Raw genomic sequence first — 20,603 nt, 5'->3', positions numbered from 1 at the left:
CATGCTGATCGAAGACGCCATCCGCAGCCGCCGTTCCATTCGTGGTTTCGACACTTCCTATGTCATGACCCGCGAGGAGAAGGACGACCTGCTGCAACAGGCGCTGCTCGCGCCCACCTCCTTCAACCTGCAGCACGTGCGCCTGGTGGAAGTCAGCGACCCGCAACTGCGCGCGCAGATTCGCGAAGCCGGCTGGAACCAGGTGCAGATGACCGAGGCGTCGATGCTGGTGGTGGTCTGCGCCCGGGTCGACAGCTGGGAGCAGGATGCCCAGCGCGTGTGGGACGGCGCTCCGGCCGAGGTGAAGAACTACATGGTCGGCGCCATCGACGGCTACTACAGAGGCAAACCGCAGACCCAGCGTGACGAAGCCATGCGCAGCAGCGGCCTGGTGGCCCAGACCCTGATGCTCGCTGCCCGTGGCCGCGGCCTGGACAGCGTGCCGATGGTCGGTTTCGACTTCGACGCCGTCGCCAAGCTGATCAACCTGCCGGCCAACCATGTCATCGGCCTGATGATCGCCGTGGGCAAGCAGGCGGTGGAAGCCAAGCCGCGCATCGGCCGCCTGCCGCTGGACGAGACGATCATCCGCGATCGCTTCTGAGCCCGATGAAACGCGCCTCCGGGCGCGTTTTTCTTTGCTCTTCGTAGGACCGAGGGGGCGCCTAGCCCTTGCTCGCGAACCAGCCGCACGTCGGCGTCTCGGGTTACGTCCGTTCGCGAGCAAGCTCGCTCCTACAGGCGACGCCACCCACGGTAGCCCCCTGTAGGAGCGGGCCATGCCCGCGACCGCGCCCACGGCGCGCTCCTGCAACGTTACTCCGGCGCGGATGCCACGATCCGCTCCACCAGCCACTGCAACGCCGCCTCCCGCTCGCGCTGGGCGAGGTACACCAGCTCCAGGTGGAACTGCCCCACGTCGAACGGCAGCTCCAGCACCTGCAGCGGCAACAACCCCGCAAAATACGTCGCCAGCCGCGTCGGCAGTACCGTCAGCAGGTCCGTGGTCGCCACCAGGTGCGCCGCCTGCAGGTAGTTGGGCGTGGTGTAGGCGATCTGCCGCTTCAGCCCCTGGCTGGCCAGCCACTGGTCGACCATGCCCTTGGTCTGCCCGCCGGAAACCCACAGGTGCCGCTGGCCGAGGAAGGTCGGCAGGTCGATCCGGCCGTCCACCTGCGGATGCCCGCGCCGGGCCAGCAGGCGCAGCGTTTCGCTGGCCCAGGGCCGACGCTGGAAGCGCGCCGGCAACTCCTCGAAGCGGCCGAGCACCAGGTCGAGATTGCCCTTGTCCAGCGCCTCGGCCGGCAGCGTCGGCGCCAGGTGCTGGATGGCCAGGCTCATCCCCGGCGCCGCGCTGCCCAGACGTTCGAGCAGGTGCGGCATGCACAGCGCTTCCACATAGTCGGTCAACGCCAGGGTGAAGCGCTGACGGCTGCGCGCCGGGTCGAAGGTGTCGCCGCCGGCCAGGCTCTGGCCGATGCGCTGCAAGGCATCGCGGATCGGCGCTTCCAGTTCCAGCGCCCGCGGCGTCGGCTGCATCGCCCGGCCCACGCGCACCAGCAGCGGGTCATCGAGCAGTTCGCGCAGGCGGTTCAGCGCGTTGCTCACCGCCGGCTGGCTCAGCGACAGGCGCTCGGCCGCGCGCGAAACGTTGCGCTCGCGCAGCAGCGCATCCAGCACCCGCAGCAGGTTGAGGTCGAAGGTATTCATATTCATCGGCTGAATGCCACGTATCACAACTCAAAATTTCAAAAATAGTACCGCCTTCCCTAAGGTGAGTGGTCTTCAAACGAGCGTTTCAGGCTGACAAGAGGAACAACATGAGCCAGAACATCCGCATCGCCAGCGCCGCCGTGATCGGCGCCGGCACCATGGGCCGGGGCATTGCCATGTGCCTGGCGAACGCCGGCGTGCAGGTCCTGTGGCTGGACAACAACCCGCAGATGCTCACCCAGGCCCTCGGCGCGGTGGCCGACACCTACGCCCACAACGTGCGCCAGGGCCGCATCGACGAGGCCGAAGCTGCCCGTCGCCGCGCGCGCATCTCCCAGGTGGCGAACTACGCGGCCATCCGCGAGGTAGACCTGGTGATCGAGGCGGTGTACGAGAACCTGGAGCTCAAGCAGGCGATCTTCCGCGAGCTGGACGCGGCGCTGAAGCCCTCGGCCATCCTGGCTTCCAACACTTCCTACCTGGACGTCGACGCCATCGCCGCGGTGACCGCGCGGCCGTCCCAGGTCCTGGGCCTGCACTTCTTCAGCCCGGCGCACATCATGAAGCTGCTGGAGATCGTGCGCGGCGCCAAGACCGCGCCCGCCGTGCTCGACGCGGCGCTGGAGCTGGGCGAGCGCATGGGCAAGGTCAGCGTGGTGGCCGGCAACTGCCACGGCTTCATCGGCAACCGCATGCTGGAGAAGTACGTCCAGGAATCGCGCCGGCTGATCCTCGAAGGCTCGCTGCCGCACCAGGTGGACGCGGCGATCCAGGGCTTCGGCTTTGCCATGGGGCCGTTCCGCATGTTCGACGTGGTCGGCATCGACCTCGAATGGCGCGCCCGTGAACTGGCCGGCAAGGGCCAGGACGCGCCGACCGTGCAGGTGGACAATCGCCTGTGCGAGATGGGCCGCTTCGGCCAGAAGACCGGCAACGGCTTCTACCACTACGAGCCGGGCAGCCGTCAGGCCGAGCACGACCCGGAAGTGGACGCGCTGGTCGTGCGCGAGTCCGAGCGCCTGGGCTACCGGCGCCGCGACATCGGAGCCGAGGAGATCCTCGAGCGCTGCCTGCTGGCGCTGGTCAACGAAGGCGCGAAGATCCTCGACGAAGGCATTGCCTCCACCAGTGCCGACATCGACACCGTCTACCTCAACGGCTACGGCTTCCCCAAGGACAAGTCCGGCCCCATGGCCTGGGCCGACGCCCAGGGCCTGCAGAGCGTGCTGGCGCGCCTGCGCGACCTGGCTGGCGAGCACGGCGCGCATTGGCAACCGGCCGCGCTGATCGAGCGCCTGGCCGCCGCCGGTGGCCGCTTCGCCGACGTAAAACAGGAGCATTGAGATGAGCTACCAGGCACCCCTGCGCGACATGCGCTTCGTCCTCCACGAGTTGTTCGACGTCGGCGCCCACTGCGAGCAGCTGGGCAACGGCCTCGACCGCGAGCTGATCGACGGCGTGCTGGAAGAAGGCGCGCGCTACACCGGCGAAGTGGTCGCCCCGCTGAACCGCAACAGCGACGAGCAGGGCGCGACCCTGCAGGGTGGCGAAGTCACCACCCCCGACGGCTTCCGCGAGGCCTACCGGCAGTACTGCGACAACGGCTGGGCGAGCATGACCGGGCCGACCGAGTTCGGCGGCCAGGGCTTCCCGCAGATGGTCGCGGCCTGCTTCCACGAGATGCTGATGGCCGCCTCGCTGTCCTTCCGCGTCTATTCCGGCCTCACCGAAGGCGCGGTGCTGGCGCTGTACAAGCATGGCGCGCCAGAACTGCAGCGCGACTACCTGGCGAAGATGGTCAGCGGCGTATGGACCGGCACCATGTGCCTCACCGAGCCCCAGGCCGGCACCGATCTCGCCCTGCTGCGCACCCGCGCCGAACCCAAGGCGGACGGTAGCTACCGCGTCAGCGGCAGCAAGATCTTCATCAGCGGCGGCGAGCAGGACCTGTCCGAGAACATCGTCCACCTGGTGCTGGCGCGCCTGCCGGACGCCCCGGCCGGGGTGAAGGGCATCAGCCTGTTCCTGGTGCCCAAGTTCATCGCCAACGCCGACGGCACGCCGGGCGCGCGCAACGCCCTGAGCTGCGGCGCCATCGAGCACAAGATGGGCATCAAGGGCGCGTCGACCTGCGTGATGAACTTCGATGGCGCCACCGGCTGGCTGATCGGCCAGGCCAACCAGGGCCTGGCGTGCATGTTTACCATGATGAACGACGCGCGCTTCCAGGTCGGCCTGCAGGGCCTGGGCATCGCCGAGCGCTCCTGCCAGGGCGCGCTGGCCTACGCCCGCGAGCGCCTGCAATCGCGCGCGCTGACCGGCGCGGCGGAACCGACCAAGGCCGCCGACCCGATCATCGTCCACCCGGACGTGCGGCGCATGCTGCTGACCCAGAAGACCCTCACCGAAGGCTGTCGGATGATCGCCGCGCTGTGCGCCCGCGAGCTGGACCTGGAGCATGGCCACCCCGAGGCGGACGGCCGCAAGGCCGCGGGCAAGCGCGCGGCATTGCTGATCCCCATCGTGAAGTCGTTCTTCACCGACGTCGGCCAGGAGGTTTCCAGCCTCGGCGTGCAGGTCCATGGCGGCCACGGCTACATCCGCGAGTGGGGCATGGAGCAACTGATGCGCGATAGCCGCATCACGCAGATCTACGAAGGCACCAACGGCATCCAGGCGCTCGACCTGATCCGCCGCAAGCTGCTGGGCGACGGCGGCGCGGAGCTGAACGCGCTGATCGGCGAACTGGCGGCGGTCTGCGAAACCGCCGGCGCGCGCATCGAGCTGGCGGGCCTGGCGGAAACCGTGCGGCAACGCCTGCTGGAATGGCGCAGCCTGACCGCCGAAGTGATCGCCGCCTGCCGGCGCGATGCGCAGGAAATCGGCGCCACCTCGGTGGACTTCCTGCAGTACTGCTCCTACGTGCTGCTCGGCGGCCTCTGGCTACAGGCGGCGGGCGTGGCGCAGGCGAAGCTGGCGGCCGGCGAGGGCGACGCGAACTTCTACCGCGCCAAGCTCGCCAGCGCCGAGTTCTACGTCAAGCGCATCCTGCCGCGCGCCAGCATGCACCGCGAGGCCCTGCTGGGCGGCGCGGACTGCCTGATGGCGCTGGACGCGGAGCACTTCGCGTTCTGAGGACCGGGCCATGAAAAACGCCGCGCCGGGGGACCGGGGCGGCGTTTTTCTTTGCAGGTTCGGCGTTGGGCGTTCCCTCTCTCCAGCCCTGGCTGCGCGCCCCGCTCCAAAGGGAGAGGGGGCCGTGTGGAGTGTTCGGCTAGCACTGTTCTCGCCGGTTACGTAGGTGGGTACGCCTGATGCGGATATCCCCTCTCCCTTCAGGGAGAGGGTTAGGGAGAGGGCTCTTGCTCGCGAACGAACAGCTCAAGCCCGCTCCCACACCTCGAACGCATAGGCCGGCGTCTCGCCTTCCGCGTCGTGCTCGATGCTCGACGCCAGGTGCCACTGGCTTTCGTTCACTTCCGGGAAGTGCGCATCGCCGTCCGGGCTGAGGCCCACGCGGGTCAGGTAGAGGCGCTCGGCGCGGCCCAGGGCCTGCGCGTACAGCTGGGCGCCGCCGATCAGCATCAGCTCGTCGGCTTCCTCTTGCTGGGCCCACTGCTCGGCGCGCTCCAGGGCGGCGTCGAGGCTGGTGAAGACTTCCGCGCCTTCCAGCGTCAGGCCCGCCTGGCGGGTGACCACGATGTTCAGCCGGCCCGGCAGCGGGCGGCCGAGGGAGTCCCAGGTCTTGCGGCCCATGATCACCGGCTTGCCCAGGGTCATGGCCTTGAAGTGCTTGAGGTCCTGCGGCAGGTGCCAGGGCAGGCGGTTGTCGACGCCGATCACGCGGTTCTCGGCAAGGGCGGCGATCATCGCCAGGGGCAGTTGGGCCATCTCGACTCCAGTGGTGAACATCAGCGGGAACTCCCGTTGCCAGAGGATACCAGCCGCTCGCCATCGGCGGGGCCGGCCGGTGGCGGAACGCGCATGAAGAAGGTGCCGTCCTCATTGACCTGGGTGATGCCGGTGGCCAGCACCTTGCGGTAGTCCCTGAGGTTGAAGGCCAGCGTCTGGTCCGGGCGCTCGGCCTTGAGCAGCACCTGGGAGTAGGTGATGAGGATCTCGAAGATCTTCAGGTCGCCCGACTGCAGCCAGATGTAGGACTGGCCGGCCTGGCGCGGCGGCTCGAAGGCCAGCGCGGCGGCGCCGTCCTTCGGCGCGAACTTCAGGTGCAGGCCCTTGGCGTCCAGCCAGCTGGACTCCACGCGGCCGTCGATGCCCACCAGCGGGAAGACCTGGTGGTAGTTCAGGTGCATCACGTTGTCCTTGAGCACCGCGCCGGGCCGCTCCAGGGTCACCAGCGAGTCCAGGCGCAGGCCCACCAGGCTCATGGCGCCGTAGCTGGGCACGCCGAGCACCTTCACGCTGTCGGGCTGGTAGTCGAGGTTGTCGCCGTCGAGTTTCACCGTGCCGGACAGCTTGAGCGGCAGCCAGGGGCCGACGCCCAGCGGCTGCACTTCGCCGGACACCAGCAGGCGGTCGCCTTCGACGCTGAGCGTGAAGTCGCGCAGCATGGTTTGCGGGTAGGCGAGGATGTGCTGGTTGAACAGGCTGCCGAGCTGCGCGGGGCTGAGGATCACCTCGCCCTCGGAGACGTTGATGCGCATGTCCTGCGGGCGGTCGAAGTCAATCGGCTCGCCGGCCCTGAGCGGCACTAGCCAGCCCTTGAGCTGCGGGCTGTGGAAGCCGATGTCGCCCTGGAAGTACATGTCCACGTTGTGCAGCAGGATGCCCACGCCGTCCTGGCCGGAATCGCGCAGGCCGCCCGGCCGGCTGGCCTTGAAGTCCGGCGCCGGTGGCGTCTGCTGGAACCAGCCCTGGCGCAGCACGCCCAGTTCGCGCTGCTGCCTGTCGATGGCGCTCTCGGCGCCGGCCTGGCCGGCCAGCGCGAGGCAGAGCAGGGAAGCGAGGAGGGTTCTCATAGGGCTTTCTCCTCCGGGGCGGGCGCTTTAACGGGCGAGACGGCGATGTGCACCATGCCGTCCTCGCGCAGGCGGATTTCGCCGTACTGCAGCTGGCGGCGGTAGTCGTAGAGGTTGAACAGCAGCGGCGCGTCCGGGCTCAGGCTGGTGAACAGCGCATAGGCCTTCACCAGGATGGTGCGCGCCATCTTGATGTCGCCGCCCTCGATGAACATGTAGCTCTGCGGCGCCTTCAGCTGCGGCCATTTCAGCGCGGCCAGGTCGCTGCCCAGCAGCAGGTCCATGCCGCCGTCGGCGAGCTTCAGGCGGCTGACGGTGAACTCCAGGCGTGGCGGCGGGAACAGCCCGTCGAGGTCGACCAGGATGCGGTTGCCGATCAGCTGCATGTGCGCGGTGTGCAGTTGCAGCACCTCGGACATCTCGATGGACGCGGCGGTGAGCGACGGCGTGACGTCGACCCCGTCGACGAAGATCCGCTGCGGCACCAGCGCCACCTTCAGCGGCCCGGCCTGCTCGATCCCGGTGACCATCCGCAGCGGTCGCCAGCGGCCCTTGCGCAGCAGTTCGCCATGGACTTCCTGGCCATCGGCGCGGGTATTGAGCGTGAGGTTGCGCACCGGCGCATTGGCGTTGCGCAACTCCTCGTTGAGCAGGCTGGCGAGGGTGGCGTCGGCGACGAAGATGTCCCCGGCCTGGATGCGCGCGACCATGGATCGGGGGTCATCCAGCATCAGCGGCGTGCCGGCGCCCGCCAGCGGGCTCATCTGGATCAGCATCCTGCGTATGAAGAAACCGATGTCGTCGTGCAGGCGGAAGTCGGTGTGGCTGATCCACAGTTGCGAGGTGTTGCTGTCGGACTGCCGGGCGCTGACGTGGGCATCCAGCACGCGCGGCGGCACCGCCTGCATCAGCGGGGTGTCCGGGCCCCAGTCGGAGGGGCGTACCGGCGGTGTTTCCACGGCCGCCGCGGTGGCGGCGGCGAGCAGCAGGGGCACGGCACTGAGCATCGAGCGCAGCATGGCGAGGCCTCATTGTTGTAGTTATCCCCTGAGTCTGAGGCTGGCCGCGCGCGACGAGAGCCCCTCCTTGGTTTGGTTGACGCCTGCGGCGTGTTACCGGCGGTGCCGGGACGCGGCGGCGAGCAGCGGTTATCCTTGCTGCCGAGTACCGATTGTCGGAGCGCCCGTGAGCGAAACCCCCGCTTCCTCCCTCGAATCCCTGTGGCTGTGCGAGGCCGTGCGCCTGCGCGAGGAGCAGGTCGGCCCCCTGGAAGACAGCGAAGCCAACCGCCGCGCCATCGTCGCCGGCGGCGACCTCGGCCGGCGCTTGCAGAACCGCGCGCGGCTGCTGGCCGAACGCGACGGCCAGCGCGCGGCCTTGCGCACCTGGGTGCAGGGCGCGCGCCTGGCGCTCTACCTGCTGCTGGCGCTGGCGCTGTTCAGTGGCGCCGGCCTGGCCTTCGCCGCCCTCGGTGACGGGGTGCGCCCGGTCAACGTGTTCTGGGCCCTGGCCAGCCTGCTAGGCCTGCACCTGATCACCCTGATCGGCTGGACCCTGGCCTTCTTCGCTGGCGGTGAAGCGGCCGGTGCGATCGGTCGCCTGTGGTTGTGGCTGAGCGGCAAGTTCGCCCGCGACGCCCACGCTGCGCAACTGGCGCCTGCGCTGCTGGTGCTGCTGGACCGGCAGAAGCTCACGCGCTGGGCGCTCGGCCTGCTGGTCCACGGCCTCTGGTTCGTCGCCCTGACCAGCGCGCTGGGCGTGATGCTGGCGCTGCTGGCGACGCGGCGCTACGGCTTCGTCTGGGAAACCACCATCCTCGGCGGCGATACCTTCATCGCCCTGACCCACGGCCTTGGCGCGCTGCCGTCGCTGCTCGGCTTTCCGCAGCCGGACTCGGAACTGGTGCGCGCCAGCGGCGATGCCCTGGTGGCCAGCGAGAACGCGCGCCACGCCTGGGCCGGCTGGCTGGTGGGCACCCTGCTGGTGTACGGCGTGCTGCTGCGCGGCGCGCTCTGGCTGCTCTGCCTGTGGCGCTGGAAGCGCGGGCGTGCGCAGCTGGTGCTGGACGTCTCGCTGCCCGGCTATGCGCTGCTGCGCGAGCGCCTGATGCCGGCCAGCGAGCGCCTGGGCGTCAGCGATGCCGCACCGGACGAACTGGTCGAACCGCAGGCGCAGGCCCCGGCGACCACCGCCGATGGCGCCGTGCTGGTGTCCATCGAACTGCTGGACCGGCCCAACTGGCCGCCGAAACTGGCGCAAGGCGTCGCCAACGCCGGCGACCTCGACGATGGCGCCCAGCGCCGCCGCCTGCTGGAACAACTCACCCGCTACCCGCCGGCGCGCCTGGTGATCGCCTGCGACCCGCGCCGCTCGCCGGACCGCGGCACCCTGGCGTTGATCGCCGAACTCTCGCGTTGCGCCGCCTCCACCCGTGTCTGGCTGTTGCAGGCGCCGCCGGGCGAAGCGCTGGATGGCGAGCGCCTGGGCGACTGGCACGCCGGCATCGAGCGCCTGCAACTGCCGCACACCTCGGCGTCGCCCCTGGGCTGGCTGGAGACCGGGCATGACTGATGCGCTGAAACTGGCCGTGGTCGGCCATACCAACGTCGGCAAGACCTCCCTGCTGCGCACCCTGACCCGCGACGTGGGCTTTGGCGAGGTGTCCCATCGCCCCAGCACCACGCGGCATGTGGAGGGCGCGCGGCTGTCGGTGGACGGCGAGCCGCTGCTGGAGCTGTACGACACGCCGGGCCTTGAGGACGCCATCGCCCTGCGTGATTTCCTCGACGCTCTGGAGCGCCCCGGCGAGCGCCTGGACGGCCCGGAGAAGCTGCGGCGCTTTCTCGACGGCAGCGAGGCCCGTGGCCGCTTCGAACAGGAAGCCAAGGTGCTGCGCCAGTTGCTCGCCTCCGACGCCGGCCTCTACGTGATCGACGCCCGCGAGCCGGTGCTGGCCAAGTACCGCGACGAACTGGCGGTGCTCGCCGCCTGCGCGCGGCCGCTGCTGCCGGTGCTGAACTTTGTCGCCAGCCCGCAGCACCGCGAGGAGCAGTGGCGCGAGGCGCTGTCCCGCCTTGGCCTGCATGCGCTGGTGCGTTTCGACAGCGTGGCGCCGCCGCTGGACGGCGAGCGCCGGCTGTACGAAAGCCTGGCGCTGCTGCTGGAACGCGCACGTCCGCAGCTGGACCGCCTGGTGGCCGATCACGAGGCCCAGGCCGTCGCCCGCCGCGAAGCCGGGGCGCGGCTGATCGCCGAGCTGCTGGTGGATGTCGCCGCCTGCCGCCAACTGGTGCCCGCTGGCGATGCGGCGGTGCGCGCCGCCACCGAGACGCTGCGCAACCAGGTGCGCAAGCGCGAAGACACCTGCGTCAAGGCGTTGCTCAGCCTCTACGCCTTCCGCAAGGACGATGCCCGCGCCGCCGACCTGCCGCTGTTGGACGGGCGCTGGGGCGATGACCTGTTCAACCCGGAAACCTTGCGCCAGCTGGGCATTCGCCTGGGCGGCGGAGTGGCGGCGGGCGCGGCGGCGGGGGCGGGGATCGACCTGCTGGTCGGTGGCCTGACCCTCGGCGCGGCCACCGCGCTGGGCGCCATCGCCGGCGGCGCCTGGCAGACCGTCGGGCATTACGGCCAGCGCCTGCTGGGCAAGCTCAAGGGCAGCCGCGAGCTGTCCGTGGACGACAGCGTGCTGCGCCTGCTGGCGCTGCGTCAGCGGCAACTGCTGGCGGCCCTGCAGACGCGCGGGCACGCGGCGGTGGAGGCGATCCACGTGCAGTCGCCCGAGGACAAGCAATGGCGCGAGGGCAAGCTCCCCGAGGCTCTGCGCAAGGCGCGGGCGCACCCGGAGTGGTCCGCCCTCAATGGCGGCCGCCGCAGCGAAAAGACCGAGCGGCAGGAGGCGGTGGCGCAGCTGGCCGCGCAGTTGCTCGACCGATGACCGCGATGCCGGGGCGGTTCGCGAGCAAGCTCGCTCCTACAGGATGTGCACGGCTCTTCGTAGGAGCGAGCTTGCTCGCGAACGCTCTTACACGAGCGTGACCATCTCCACCCTTGGCTGCCCTTCGGCGATCTCCAGGATCGCCAACCCAATCGGCAGCCTGAACCGCCGGGGCCCGGCGCTGCCCGGGTTGAGGTACAGCACGCCGTCGCGCACCTCGTTCAGCGGCTTGTGCGAATGCCCCGCGAGCACCACGTCGATGCCGTCGGCCACCGGGTCGATGGCCAGCTGCTTGAGGTCGTGGATCAGGTAGAGCCGCAGCCCGCCCAGCTCCAGCCGCAGCGTTTCCGGCAGGGCGGCGGCCCAGTCGTCGGTGTCGTTGTTGCCGCGCACGACGTCCAGCGGCGCGATGTCGCGCAACTGGTCGAGCAGCGAGGCGGGGCCGATGTCGCCCAGGTGCAGGATGCGTTGGCAGCCGTGCAGCGCCGCCAGCGCGTCGGGGCGCAGCAGGCCATGGGTGTCGGCGATGACGCCGATGCGCAGGGTCGTGGTCATGGCAGGAGCATAAACGACGACGCCACCCGAGGGTGGCGTCGTGGCGCTTCAGCCGTTGTGCGAGGCCCTGGCGGCGTCGGACTCGGGCAGGAACCAGTTCAGCAGCAGGGCGCAGATGCCGCCGGTGGCCACGCCCGATTCCAGCACGTTGCGGATGGCGTGGGGCATGTGCGCGAGGAACTCCGGCACCTGCGAGATACCCAGGCCCAGCGCCAGGCTGACGGCGATGATCAGCAGCGCGCGGCGGTCCAGGTGGGTGCCGGCGAGGATGTTGATGCCCGAGGCGGCGACCGCGCCGAACATCACCATTACCGCACCGCCGAGCACCGGCTCGGGAACCGCCTGGATCACCCCGGCGACGCTGGGGAACAGGCCGAGCACGATGAGCATGGCGGCGATCCACAGGCCGACGTGGCGGCTGGCGACGCCGGTCAGCTGGATGACGCCGTTATTCTGCGCGAACACCGAGCTGGGGAAGGTGTTGAACAGGCCGGCGAGCAGCGAGTTGGCGCCATTCACCAGCACGCCGCCCTTGATGCGCTGCATCCACAGCGGGCCTTCGACCGGCTGCTGGGAGATCTTGCTGGTGGCGGTGACGTCACCGATGGCTTCCAGTGAGGTGACCAGGTAGATCACCAGCATCGGGATGAACAGGCTCCAGGAGAACCCCACGCCGAAGTGCAGCGGCACCGGCACCTGGAAGGCCGGCGCCTCGTGCATGCCGGTGAAGTCCAGGCGGCCCAGGTAGCCGGCCAGCGCGTAGCCCACGGCGAGGGCGATGACGATGGCGCCGCTGCGCATCCACACCACCGGGATGCGGTTGAGGATGACGATGATCGCCAGCACCAGGCCTGAGAGCATCAGGTTTTCGCCGTTGGCGAAGGTGCCGTTGGCCATGGCGGAGAAGCCGCCGCCCATGCTGATCAGGCCGACCTTGATCAGCGTCAGGCCGATCATCAGCACCACGATGCCGGTGACCAGCGGGGTGATCAGGCGCTTCACGAAGGGCAGGATGCGCGACACGCCCATCTCCACGAAGGAGCCGGCCATGACCACGCCGAAGATGGCCGCCATCACCGCTTCCACCGGCGTGCCGTTCTTCACCATCAGCGCACCGCCGGCGATCAGCGGGCCGACGAAGTTGAAGCTGGTGCCCTGGACGATCAGCAGTCCCGCGCCGAACGGCCCGAAGCGCTTGCACTGGACGAAGGTGGCGATGCCGGAGATGACCAGCGACATCGACACGATCAGGTTGGTGTCGCGCGGCGACACGCCCAGCGCCTGGCAGATCAACAGGCCAGGGGTGACGATGGGCACGATGATCGCCAGCAGGTGCTGCAGCGCCGCCAGCCAGGCAATGGGCAGGGCGGGGCGATCTTCCAGGCCATAGACCAGGTCGGGTTGGTCCTTGGCGGCGGACGGGTTCTCAAGGGAGCTCATGGGCGGCGGTCCGGGAAAAAAGAGCGCGATTTTACTGGGCCAGGGCGGGATCGCACAGTGCCATGAGGCAGGTCGGGATGAGTGGACTGGTCCCATTGGCGCTTCTCGCTGTACGAGATGGCCCACTGTGGTCCCGATCGGGTGGTCAGCACCGAACTTTCTGCCCCGCAGGCGGGAGGCGTCTGAATGTAAGCGCCGGCTGGCGTGACTTCACTGGACTGCACCCGGAGCCATCCAGGCCTCCGGCTCATCCCAGAAGGACACGCAGATGCGCACACAACATGGTTTTACCCTGATCGAACTGATGATCGTGGTGGCGATCATCGGGATCCTGGCTTCGGTGTCGATCCCGCTGTATTCCAACTATTCCTCGCGCACCAAGGCGGCTGCGGCGGTCAGCGAACTGGCGGCGGTGAAGACGGCGGTCAGCCTGTGCATTTCCGAGGCGGACAAGCCCGAGGAGTGCAAGGGCGGGACATTTGGCATCCCGGCACTGCTGAAGACCGACAACATCACGTCGTACGCTGTGAAGGAGAAAGGCATCATCGACGTCACCACCAGCGCCACGACCAGCGATGGCACGGCGCTGACCCTGTTGATGACACCGACGAAATCGACCGGGGATACCCACGTGCTATGGAAAACCGAAGGCACCATCTGCAACTCGGATCGCGGCATCAAGCTCGGTACGGGCGGCTGCGCGGCCACGGCACCGGTCACGCCGTGACGCGAGTCGGGTGACGTGGGAAAGAAAAAGCCCGGCAGGTGCCGGGCTTTTTCTTGGTTCTACCAGACTCAGCCGTCCAGCAGCGCCTTGTTGCGCACCGCGCCCTTGTCGGCGCTGGTGGCGAGCAGGGCGTAGGCTTTCAGCGCGGTGCTCACCTTACGAGCGCGCGGCTGGGCCGGCTTCCAGCCCTTCTTGTCTTGCTCGACGCGGCGGGCAGCCAGTTCTTCATCGCTCACCAGCAGGTTGATGCTGCGGTTGGGGATGTCGATCAGCACCTTGTCGCCGTCCTGCACCAGGCCGATGGCACCGCCCGCGGCGGCTTCCGGCGAGGCGTGGCCGATGGACAGGCCCGAGGTGCCGCCGGAGAAGCGGCCGTCGGTGAGCAGGGCGCAGGCCTTGCCCAGGCCCTTGGACTTCAGGTAGCTGGTCGGATACAGCATTTCCTGCATGCCCGGGCCGCCTTTGGGGCCTTCGTAGCGGATGATCACGATGTCGCCCGGCTTCACTTCGTCGGCGAGGATGCCTTTCACGGCGCTGTCCTGGCTTTCGAAGATCTTCGCGCGGCCTTCGAATACGTGGATGGATTCGTCGACGCCAGCGGTCTTCACCACGCAACCGTCGAGGGCGATGTTGCCGTACAGCACGGCCAGGCCGCCTTCCTGGGAGTAGGCGTGCTCGACGCTGCGGATGCAGCCTTCGGCGCGGTCATCGTCCAGGGTGTCCCAGCGGGTGCTCTGGCTGAATGCGACCTGGGTCGGGATGCCGGCCGGGCCGGCCTTGAAGAAGGTGTGGACCTTCTCGTCCTGGGTCTGGGTGATGTCCCATTCGGCGATGGCGTCGGCCATGCTCGGGCTGTGCACGGTCGGTACGTCGGTGTGCAGCAGGCCGCCGCGGGCCAGCTCGCCGAGGATGGAGAAGATGCCACCGGCGCGGTGCACGTCTTCCATGTGGTACTTCTGGATGTTCGGCGCGACCTTGCACAGCTGCGGCACCTTGCGCGACAGGCGATCGATGTCGCGCAGGTCGAAGGCGATCTCCGCCTCCTGGGCGGCGGCCAGCAGGTGCAGGATGGTGTTGGTCGAACCGCCCATGGCGATGTCCAGGGTCATGGCGTTCTCGAACGCCTTGAAGCTGGCGACATTGCGCGGCAGCACGGACTCGTCGCCTTCGCCGTAGTAGCGCTGGCACAGCTCCACCGCCAGGCGGCCGGCGCGCAGGAACAGCTGCTCGCGGTCGGCGTGGGTGGCCAGGGTCGAGCCGTTGCCCGGCAGGGACAGGCCCAGGGCTTCGGTCAGGCAGTTCATCGAGTTGGCGGTGAACATGCCGGAGCAGGAGCCGCAGGTCGGGCAGGCGCTGCGCTCGTACTCGGCGACCTTTTCGTCGGAGCAGGAATCGTCGGCGGCGACGACCATGGCATCGACCAGGTCCAGGCCGTGGTTGGCCAGCTTGGTCTTGCCGGCTTCCATCGGGCCGCCGGAGACGAACACCACCGGAATGTTCAGGCGCAGGGCGGCCATCAGCATGCCGGGGGTGATCTTGTCGCAGTTGGAGATGCAGACGATGGCGTCGGCGCAGTGGGCGTTGACCATGTATTCCACGGAGTCGGCGATGATCTCGCGCGACGGCAGGGAATAGAGCATGCCGTCGTGGCCCATGGCGATGCCGTCGTCCACGGCGATGGTGTTGAATTCCTTGGCCACGCCGCCGTGTTTTTCGATCTCGCGGGCAACCAGCTGGCCCAGGTCCTTCAGGTGCACGTGGCCGGGCACGAACTGGGTGAAGGAGTTGGCGATGGCGATGATCGGCTTCTTGAAGTCTTCGTCCTTCATCCCGGTGGCGCGCCACAGGGCACGGGCGCCGGCCATGTTGCGGCCGTGGGTGGAGGTTTTCGAGCGGTAATCGGGCATGACGGGTTCCTGCGCATCAGGTCACGGTGGGAGTCGTTCCGGGTCTTCTATGCGGCGGCGTACAGCGGGTAGGGCTGGCCGACGAGACCTTGAGCAAACTCTAAGTCGTATCGTGAGCGCGGTACGCACCGGATGCAAACAGCAGATGGCCTTGCATGGGCGAGGTCGGCGCGGGGCGTGGCGGGGTCACCGCCTGCGCGGCCGGGGCTCACAGGCCCGCCGGGGGATAAATGGCAGGAATTGCCCGATTCTACGCCGGCCCTTGCCGCCAGGGAAAGGCTGGCGGTCGGGGCGCGGCGTAGACTGTTGCCATCCTGGCGTGGTCTGAATGGCCATTGGCGTTTTTCCGTCCCCCTTGGTTGCAGGAGCAACTTCATGAAAGTCACCCGTATCCTCGTGCTCGCCAGCCTCGTCGCCGGCAGCGCGCAGGCCTCCTCCGATGCGGCCTGGCAGGCGCAGGACAAGCAGCAGCGCGAGGCCTGCCTGGCGCTGAGCCATCTGCAGAACAAGAAGGTGCTGGGCTCGCCGGTGCTGTTCGACGACAGCGTGGGTTACACGGCGCTGATGATCGGCGGGACCTACGCCCAGAAGCACATGAAGGGCAAGCCGGGCCGCGAGCTGTGCCTGTTCGAGCGCAAGACCGGCAAGGCGGCGCTCAGCGAGGCGGATTCGCTGATGCCGATCAGATAAGAACGGGCGGTCCCGGAGGCAAGGCGGAGACGGCGGATAAAGCGTTCCACTTTATGCGCCCTACACGGGCGAGGGCGCGAGCCATCGGCCATTCGCTGACATGAAAACGGGGCGCTTCTGTCAGGGAGCGCCCCGTTTTCCGTTGCCCTGATGCCTCAGCCGTTGGGCAGCAGGCGCACGGTCAGGCTCTTGATGTAGCGGGTCTCCGGGATCGCCAGGTGGACCGGGTGGTCCGGGCCCTGGCCGCCGCGCTCGAGCAGCTGGATATTGCGGTCCAGGTGGCGGGCGCTGCCCAGCAGGATGTTCTGCAGGTCGTCCTCGGGCAGGTGCATGGAGCAGGAGGCGCTGACCAGGATGCCGTCCTTGGACAGCAGGCGCATGGCCTGTTCGTTGAGGCGGCGGTAGGCGGCCTCGCCGTTCTTCAGGTCCTTCTTGCGCTTGATGAAGGCGGGCGGGTCGGCCACGATCACGTCGAAGCGCTCGTCGGCGGCCTTCAGTTCCCGCAGGGCTTCGAAGACGTCGCCCTCGACGCAGGCGACCTTGTCGGCCACGCCGTTCAGCGCGGCGTTGCGCTCCACGCCGTCGAGGGCGAAGCCGGAGGCGTCCACGCACATCACGTCGCTGGCGCCGAACGCCGCGGCCTGGATGCCCCAGCCGCCGATGTAGCTGAACAGGTCGAGCACGCGCTTGCCTTGCACATAGGGCTGCAGGCGGGCGCGGTTCATGCGGTGGTCGTAGAACCAGCCGGTCTTCTGGCCGGCCAGCACCGGGGCTTCGAACTTCACGCCGTTCTCTTCCAGGGCGACCCATTCCGGCACGTCGCCGTAGGCGTTTGCCACGTAGCGCTCGAGGCCCTCGGCGTCGCGGGCGCTGGAGTCGTTCTTCCACAGCACGGCGCTGGGCTTGAGTACCTGCAGCAGGGCGGCGAGGACGTCGTCGCGGTGCTTCTCCATGGTCGCCGAGGCGAGTTGCACCACCAGCACGTCGCCGAAGCGGTCCACCACCAGGCCGGGCAGCAGGTCGGAGTCGCCGTAGACCAGGCGGTAGAACGGCTTGTCGAACAGGCGGTCGCGCAGGCTCAGGGCCACGTTCAGGCGATGAACCAGCAGCGATTTGTCGAGAACGTGCTTGGTATCGCGGGAAATCAGGCGGGCGCAGATGAGGTTGTTCGGGCTCAACGCGACGATGCCCAGCGGCTTGCCGTTGGCCATTTCGAGGATGGCCTGTTCGCCGGCGCCGAATCCGTTCAGCGGGGTGGCGGCAACGTCCACCTCGTTGCTGTAGACCCACAGGTGGCCGGCGCGCAGGCGGCGCTCGGCGTTGGCTTTCAGACGCAGGCTGGGCAGGGTCATGGGGAGGGCTCCGGCAAAAGAGCGGGATTATAGCGCAGCAGGGCGCTGCGCCGGTGCCCGAGGCACGCGCTTTTGGTCGCTTCGCTGCGCGGTAAAGGTTTGGCCGGCGCGGCCGATGCATGAAGCATCGAAAGGGCAGTTCCAGACGGCTCCGCTCTGGGTAAACTGTGCCCCCGTCCACTTCGCCAGCGCGCCCCATGTCCCAAGAACTCTCCGCCGAACAGATCCGTCAGGCCCTGCAGGGCATCAGCGTGCCGCCGCAGCCGCAGATCATGGTTGACCTGCAGATGGAGCAGTTCATGCCCAATCCGGACCTGAAGGCGATCGCCAGACTGATCAGCCAGGACCCGGGGCTCTCCGGTGCGCTGCTGAAGCTGGTGAACTCGCCGTTCTTCGGCCTGGCCAACCGCATCACCTCGATCCAGCGCGCGGTGAACCTGCTGGGCAGCCGCTCGGTGATCAACCTGATCAACGCCCAGTCGATCAAGGGCGAGATGAGCGACGCCACCATCGTCACCCTCAACCGCTTCTGGGATACCGCCCAGGACGTGGCCATGAGCTGCCTGAACCTGGCCAAGCGCATCGGCTACGAGTCGGTGGACGAGGCCTACGCGCTGGGGCTGTTCCACAACTGCGGCATCCCGCTGATGCTCAAGCGCTTCCCGCACTACATGGATGTGCTGGAGGAGGCCTACGCCAGCGCCAGCGATGAGCGCCGCGTGGTGGATACCGAAAACCGCGTGCTGAACACCAACCATGCGGTGGTCGGCTACTTCACCGCGCGCTCCTGGCGCCTGCCGGAGCATGTGTGCGAGGCCATCGCCAACCATCACAACGCGCTGTCGATCTTCAGCGACGACAATTCGCGCGACACCCAGCTGAAGAACCTGCTGGCGATCCTGAAGATGGCCGAGCACATCTGCGGGTCGTACCGCGTGCTGGGCAACCAGGACGAGGACCACGAGTGGGAAAGCGTGCGCGCGGTGGTGCTGGATTACGTCGGCCTGACCGAATACGACTTCGAGAATCTCAAGGCGAGCATTCTGGAGTTGGGCGTGGGGCAGGGGACGTATTGACTGGCCATCTCGGCGCGCGGTCGGTCATCGCGGATAAATCCGCACCTACGCAGGCGGTGGGGTTCGCCGTGGTCCTGTAGGAGCGAGCTTGCTCGCGAACCGCTCAACCTCAATGCCTCCGGTGACTCCGTTCGCGAGCAAGCTCGCTCCTACGAAGAGCCGCTCGTCTTCAGAAGTAAAAAGCCGGGCATTTGCCCGGCTTTTTCGTTGAACGTCGGCGATCAGTCGATCATGTCGCGGAAGCGCTCGTCCTTCTTGTAGGCGATGGTCTGGCTGAAGCCGGGGACCTGGATGCCCTGGTCGCTGATCTCGATGGCCTGCTCGTCGATCATGTCGTTGCCGAAGTTGTAGATGATGTCGAAACGGCCCTGCAGCGCGGCTTCGTCGTACTGCCGGGCAGCGGCGCGGGTGGCTTCGCGGCGGGCCTGGTAGTCGGCGAAGGCGGCGTCGCCGTGGCGCTTGCGCAGCATTTTCTCGGTGACGACCGGGGACAGCAGCACGCCGGTGGCGTTGTTGCCGCCAAAGCCCTTGGAGTTGATGAAGCAGACTTCCAGGTCGTCGCGGCGCACGTCGGTGTTGGACAGGACGATGTGGTCCTTGAAGACGTCGTCGGCGAACTTGTCCACGGTCTTGATGCCGGGTATGACGCCGTAGCGGAAGGTGCCCAGGGCGGAAATCAGCTGGTCGGCGCTGGCGGTCGCCAGGGAGTGGCCGACGAAGGCCTTCACCGCGGCGATGGGCCAGCTTTCGATGCCGAAGGCGGTGGCGACGCGGTCGAGAATCTCCGATTCGGTGACGCGGTTGGCCGGGGTGCTGGAGCCGTGGGCGTGGACGAAGCTGTGCTGGCGCACGCTGTTCTCGCCGACGATCTGCGCGGCGGCGGCCACGGCCTTGGCCATGGTCAGGTAGTTGCCCGGGCCGGGGGCGGAGATGGACTTCTTGAAGCCGTCGGCGTTGATGAACACGTCCGGCACCGAGCCGTGGATGTCCGCGCCCAGCTCCAGGGCCAGCTCGTCGTCCATCAGGACGACGTACTGCGCGGACTCGGCCAGGGAGAAGCCGCAGTTGTCGCCGAACGGGCGGCTGGCGCGGCGGAAGTCGACGTCGTCGCGGCCTTCGATGTGACGCAGGCCTTCCTCGGTGGCCAGCGCGCCCATGGCGGCGTAGCCCTCGATGATCTCCGAGGTGATCGGCGCCTCGGCGTTGCCGACGATGGCCACGCGGGCCTGGCCGGTGGTGATGACGTCGATGCCTTTCTGCAGGTTGTACAGGAAGGTGGCGCAGGCGCCAGTGACGCTGCCGGTCATGCCGACGCTGCCCAGTACGTAGGCATTGATGAAGTCGGTGGGCATGCTGTTGAAGCCCAGCGGCAGTTGCTTGGCCGAGACGCGGTGGCCGCGCAGGCGCGATTGCAGCAGGCCGCCGAAGCCGTTCTCGTCCAGCTGGCTCATGATGCTGCTGGAGAACACGGCGATTTCGTCGGGCTGTACGGCGTTGCAGATGGTCTGCCAGTCGAGGCCGGTGGAGCGCACCGCGTCGGTGGCGGCGACCACGGACATCTGCAGGCCGCGCGGGTGGAAGCGCGAGTTGTACAGCTCGCTCGGCTCGAAGCCGGTGGGCAGCTGGCCGGCGGATTTCACCGGCAGCGCGCGGTAGCTGTCGACCTTGAATTCGCAGCTGTCGTGCAGGGTGACGCGGACTTCGCCGCCGTCGAGGTCTTCCACCGACCAGTTGGCCGGCAGCGGCTCGGGCAGTTGCTTGCGCAGGGTGGTGAAGGTCACCGGGCTGCCCGCGGCGCTGACGGTCAGGCTCTTGTGGCAGTGGGCGGCGTCGACGTCGAGGTATTGCAGCTCGATGCGGCGGATCAGGGTGGACTGGCGAATCTGTTGCTCGAAGCGCTGCTCGATGGCGGCGAGGTCGAGGGGGTTGCCGTCGGCATCCTGGTGCTGGCCGTCGACGACCTTGACCAGTTTCATCATCACCGCAAGACCGGCGAGGGTTTCCTGGCGGGCGGTGCTCTCCATGGATTCGAGGACGGTGCGGCGGAACCCATGGTGGAAGGAACTGCGGCCTGCCGCGTTATATCCACCAAAACCAACGATGACCGGTAGTCGAGACATCTCTCGGAAACTCCTTCAGCAAGTGCATCTTGCGCGCCGGACGACGGTGGCCCATGGCGGGGCTGCCCGGTGGCACAAAGCCAGGCGGTGGCTTGTAGTGATTCGGA

17 protein-coding genes are annotated in these 20,603 nt (G+C 68.1%); 8 read left to right on the top strand and 9 right to left on the bottom strand.

The genetic code is table 11. The annotated features are described in order from the left end of the window. Position 1: 1 nt before the first annotated feature. Positions 2-604 (top strand): nitroreductase family protein, encoded by a 603-nt coding sequence (locus N0B71_RS06455; protein ID WP_259757926.1) that lies wholly within the window; start codon positions 2-4, stop codon positions 602-604. A 212-nt stretch (positions 605-816) separates the two neighbouring features. Here the strand turns inward: N0B71_RS06455 and N0B71_RS06450 are convergent, their stop codons facing one another. Then, positions 817-1,716, bottom strand: a complete 900-nt coding sequence (locus tag N0B71_RS06450) for a LysR family transcriptional regulator (protein WP_259757925.1) — start codon at positions 1,714-1,716, stop codon at positions 817-819. A gap of 104 nt (positions 1,717-1,820) precedes the next feature. Here N0B71_RS06450 and N0B71_RS06445 point away from each other — a divergent pair, with 104 nt between their 5' ends. Continuing rightward, on the top strand, positions 1,821-3,056 hold the full coding sequence (locus N0B71_RS06445) for a 3-hydroxyacyl-CoA dehydrogenase (RefSeq protein WP_259757924.1): 1,236 nt from the start codon (positions 1,821-1,823) through the stop codon (positions 3,054-3,056). A 1-nt stretch (position 3,057) separates the two neighbouring features. Beyond that, a complete protein-coding gene (locus N0B71_RS06440) occupies positions 3,058-4,848 on the top strand; it encodes an acyl-CoA dehydrogenase C-terminal domain-containing protein (RefSeq protein WP_259757923.1) in 1,791 nt (596 codons plus the stop codon). Between the two features lie 246 nt (positions 4,849-5,094). Here the strand turns inward: N0B71_RS06440 and N0B71_RS06435 are convergent, their stop codons facing one another. The 3 genes from N0B71_RS06435 to N0B71_RS06425 are packed head-to-tail and all read right to left on the bottom strand — an operon-like array spanning position 5,095 to position 7,711. Next, positions 5,095-5,604, bottom strand: coding sequence for a dihydrofolate reductase (locus N0B71_RS06435; protein WP_259759491.1), 510 nt, complete (start codon positions 5,602-5,604; stop codon positions 5,095-5,097). Between the two features lie 20 nt (positions 5,605-5,624). Continuing rightward, positions 5,625-6,692: a hypothetical protein gene (locus N0B71_RS06430; RefSeq protein WP_259757922.1), complete on the bottom strand. Its 1,068-nt coding sequence runs from the start codon at positions 6,690-6,692 to the stop codon at positions 5,625-5,627. Continuing rightward, a complete protein-coding gene (locus tag N0B71_RS06425; RefSeq protein WP_259757921.1) occupies positions 6,689-7,711 on the bottom strand; it encodes a hypothetical protein in 1,023 nt (340 codons plus the stop codon). The genes N0B71_RS06430 and N0B71_RS06425 overlap by 4 nt, the downstream gene beginning before the upstream one ends. A 166-nt stretch (positions 7,712-7,877) precedes the next feature. Here N0B71_RS06425 and N0B71_RS06420 point away from each other — a divergent pair, with 166 nt between their 5' ends. Then, positions 7,878-9,263, top strand: coding sequence for a DUF2868 domain-containing protein (locus N0B71_RS06420; RefSeq protein ID WP_259757920.1), 1,386 nt, complete (start codon positions 7,878-7,880; stop codon positions 9,261-9,263). Continuing rightward, complete coding sequence (locus N0B71_RS06415) at positions 9,256-10,629, top strand: GTPase/DUF3482 domain-containing protein (protein WP_259757919.1); 1,374 nt, start codon at positions 9,256-9,258, stop codon at positions 10,627-10,629. Before N0B71_RS06420 ends, N0B71_RS06415 begins: the two co-directional genes overlap by 8 nt. Before the next feature lie 87 nt (positions 10,630-10,716). On the opposite strand, the gene N0B71_RS06410 is transcribed toward N0B71_RS06415, so the two are convergent. Further along, positions 10,717-11,184, bottom strand: a complete 468-nt coding sequence (locus N0B71_RS06410) for a metallophosphoesterase family protein (RefSeq protein WP_259757918.1) — start codon at positions 11,182-11,184, stop codon at positions 10,717-10,719. Positions 11,185-11,232: 48 nt separating this feature from the next. Further along, complete coding sequence (locus N0B71_RS06405) at positions 11,233-12,624, bottom strand: uracil-xanthine permease family protein (RefSeq protein ID WP_259757916.1); 1,392 nt, start codon at positions 12,622-12,624, stop codon at positions 11,233-11,235. 268 nt (positions 12,625-12,892) lie between these two features. Here N0B71_RS06405 and N0B71_RS06395 point away from each other — a divergent pair, with 268 nt between their 5' ends. After that, positions 12,893-13,351, top strand: a complete 459-nt coding sequence (locus tag N0B71_RS06395) for a pilin (RefSeq protein WP_311197212.1) — start codon at positions 12,893-12,895, stop codon at positions 13,349-13,351. A gap of 68 nt (positions 13,352-13,419) precedes the next feature. Here N0B71_RS06395 and ilvD read toward each other — a convergent pair whose 3' ends face one another. After that, a complete protein-coding gene (ilvD, locus tag N0B71_RS06390) occupies positions 13,420-15,258 on the bottom strand; it encodes a dihydroxy-acid dehydratase (protein ID WP_259757915.1) in 1,839 nt (612 codons plus the stop codon). Positions 15,259-15,633: 375 nt separating this feature from the next. On the opposite strand from ilvD, the gene N0B71_RS06385 reads away from it, so the two are divergent. Further along, a complete protein-coding gene (locus tag N0B71_RS06385; protein WP_259757914.1) occupies positions 15,634-15,948 on the top strand; it encodes a hypothetical protein in 315 nt (104 codons plus the stop codon). 155 nt (positions 15,949-16,103) lie between these two features. On the opposite strand, the gene N0B71_RS06380 is transcribed toward N0B71_RS06385, so the two are convergent. After that, positions 16,104-17,300, bottom strand: coding sequence for a class I SAM-dependent rRNA methyltransferase (locus N0B71_RS06380; RefSeq protein ID WP_259757913.1), 1,197 nt, complete (start codon positions 17,298-17,300; stop codon positions 16,104-16,106). 251 nt (positions 17,301-17,551) lie between these two features. On the opposite strand from N0B71_RS06380, the gene N0B71_RS06375 reads away from it, so the two are divergent. Continuing rightward, entirely contained in the window at positions 17,552-18,376 is an 825-nt protein-coding gene (locus N0B71_RS06375; RefSeq protein WP_259759489.1) for an HDOD domain-containing protein, read from the top strand. Between the two features lie 221 nt (positions 18,377-18,597). Here N0B71_RS06375 and N0B71_RS06370 read toward each other — a convergent pair whose 3' ends face one another. Beyond that, the gene (locus N0B71_RS06370; RefSeq protein WP_259757912.1) at positions 18,598-20,496 is read right to left on the bottom strand and encodes a beta-ketoacyl synthase; all 1,899 of its coding nucleotides are present in this window, start codon (positions 20,494-20,496) and stop codon (positions 18,598-18,600) included. Positions 20,497-20,603 lie beyond the last annotated feature (107 nt).

The organism is Pseudomonas sp. GCEP-101 (assembly GCF_025133575.1).
Classification (GTDB): Bacteria; Pseudomonadota; Gammaproteobacteria; order Pseudomonadales; family Pseudomonadaceae; genus Pseudomonas; species Pseudomonas nitroreducens_B.
This window is presented reverse-complemented; position numbering and strand designations above follow the sequence as displayed.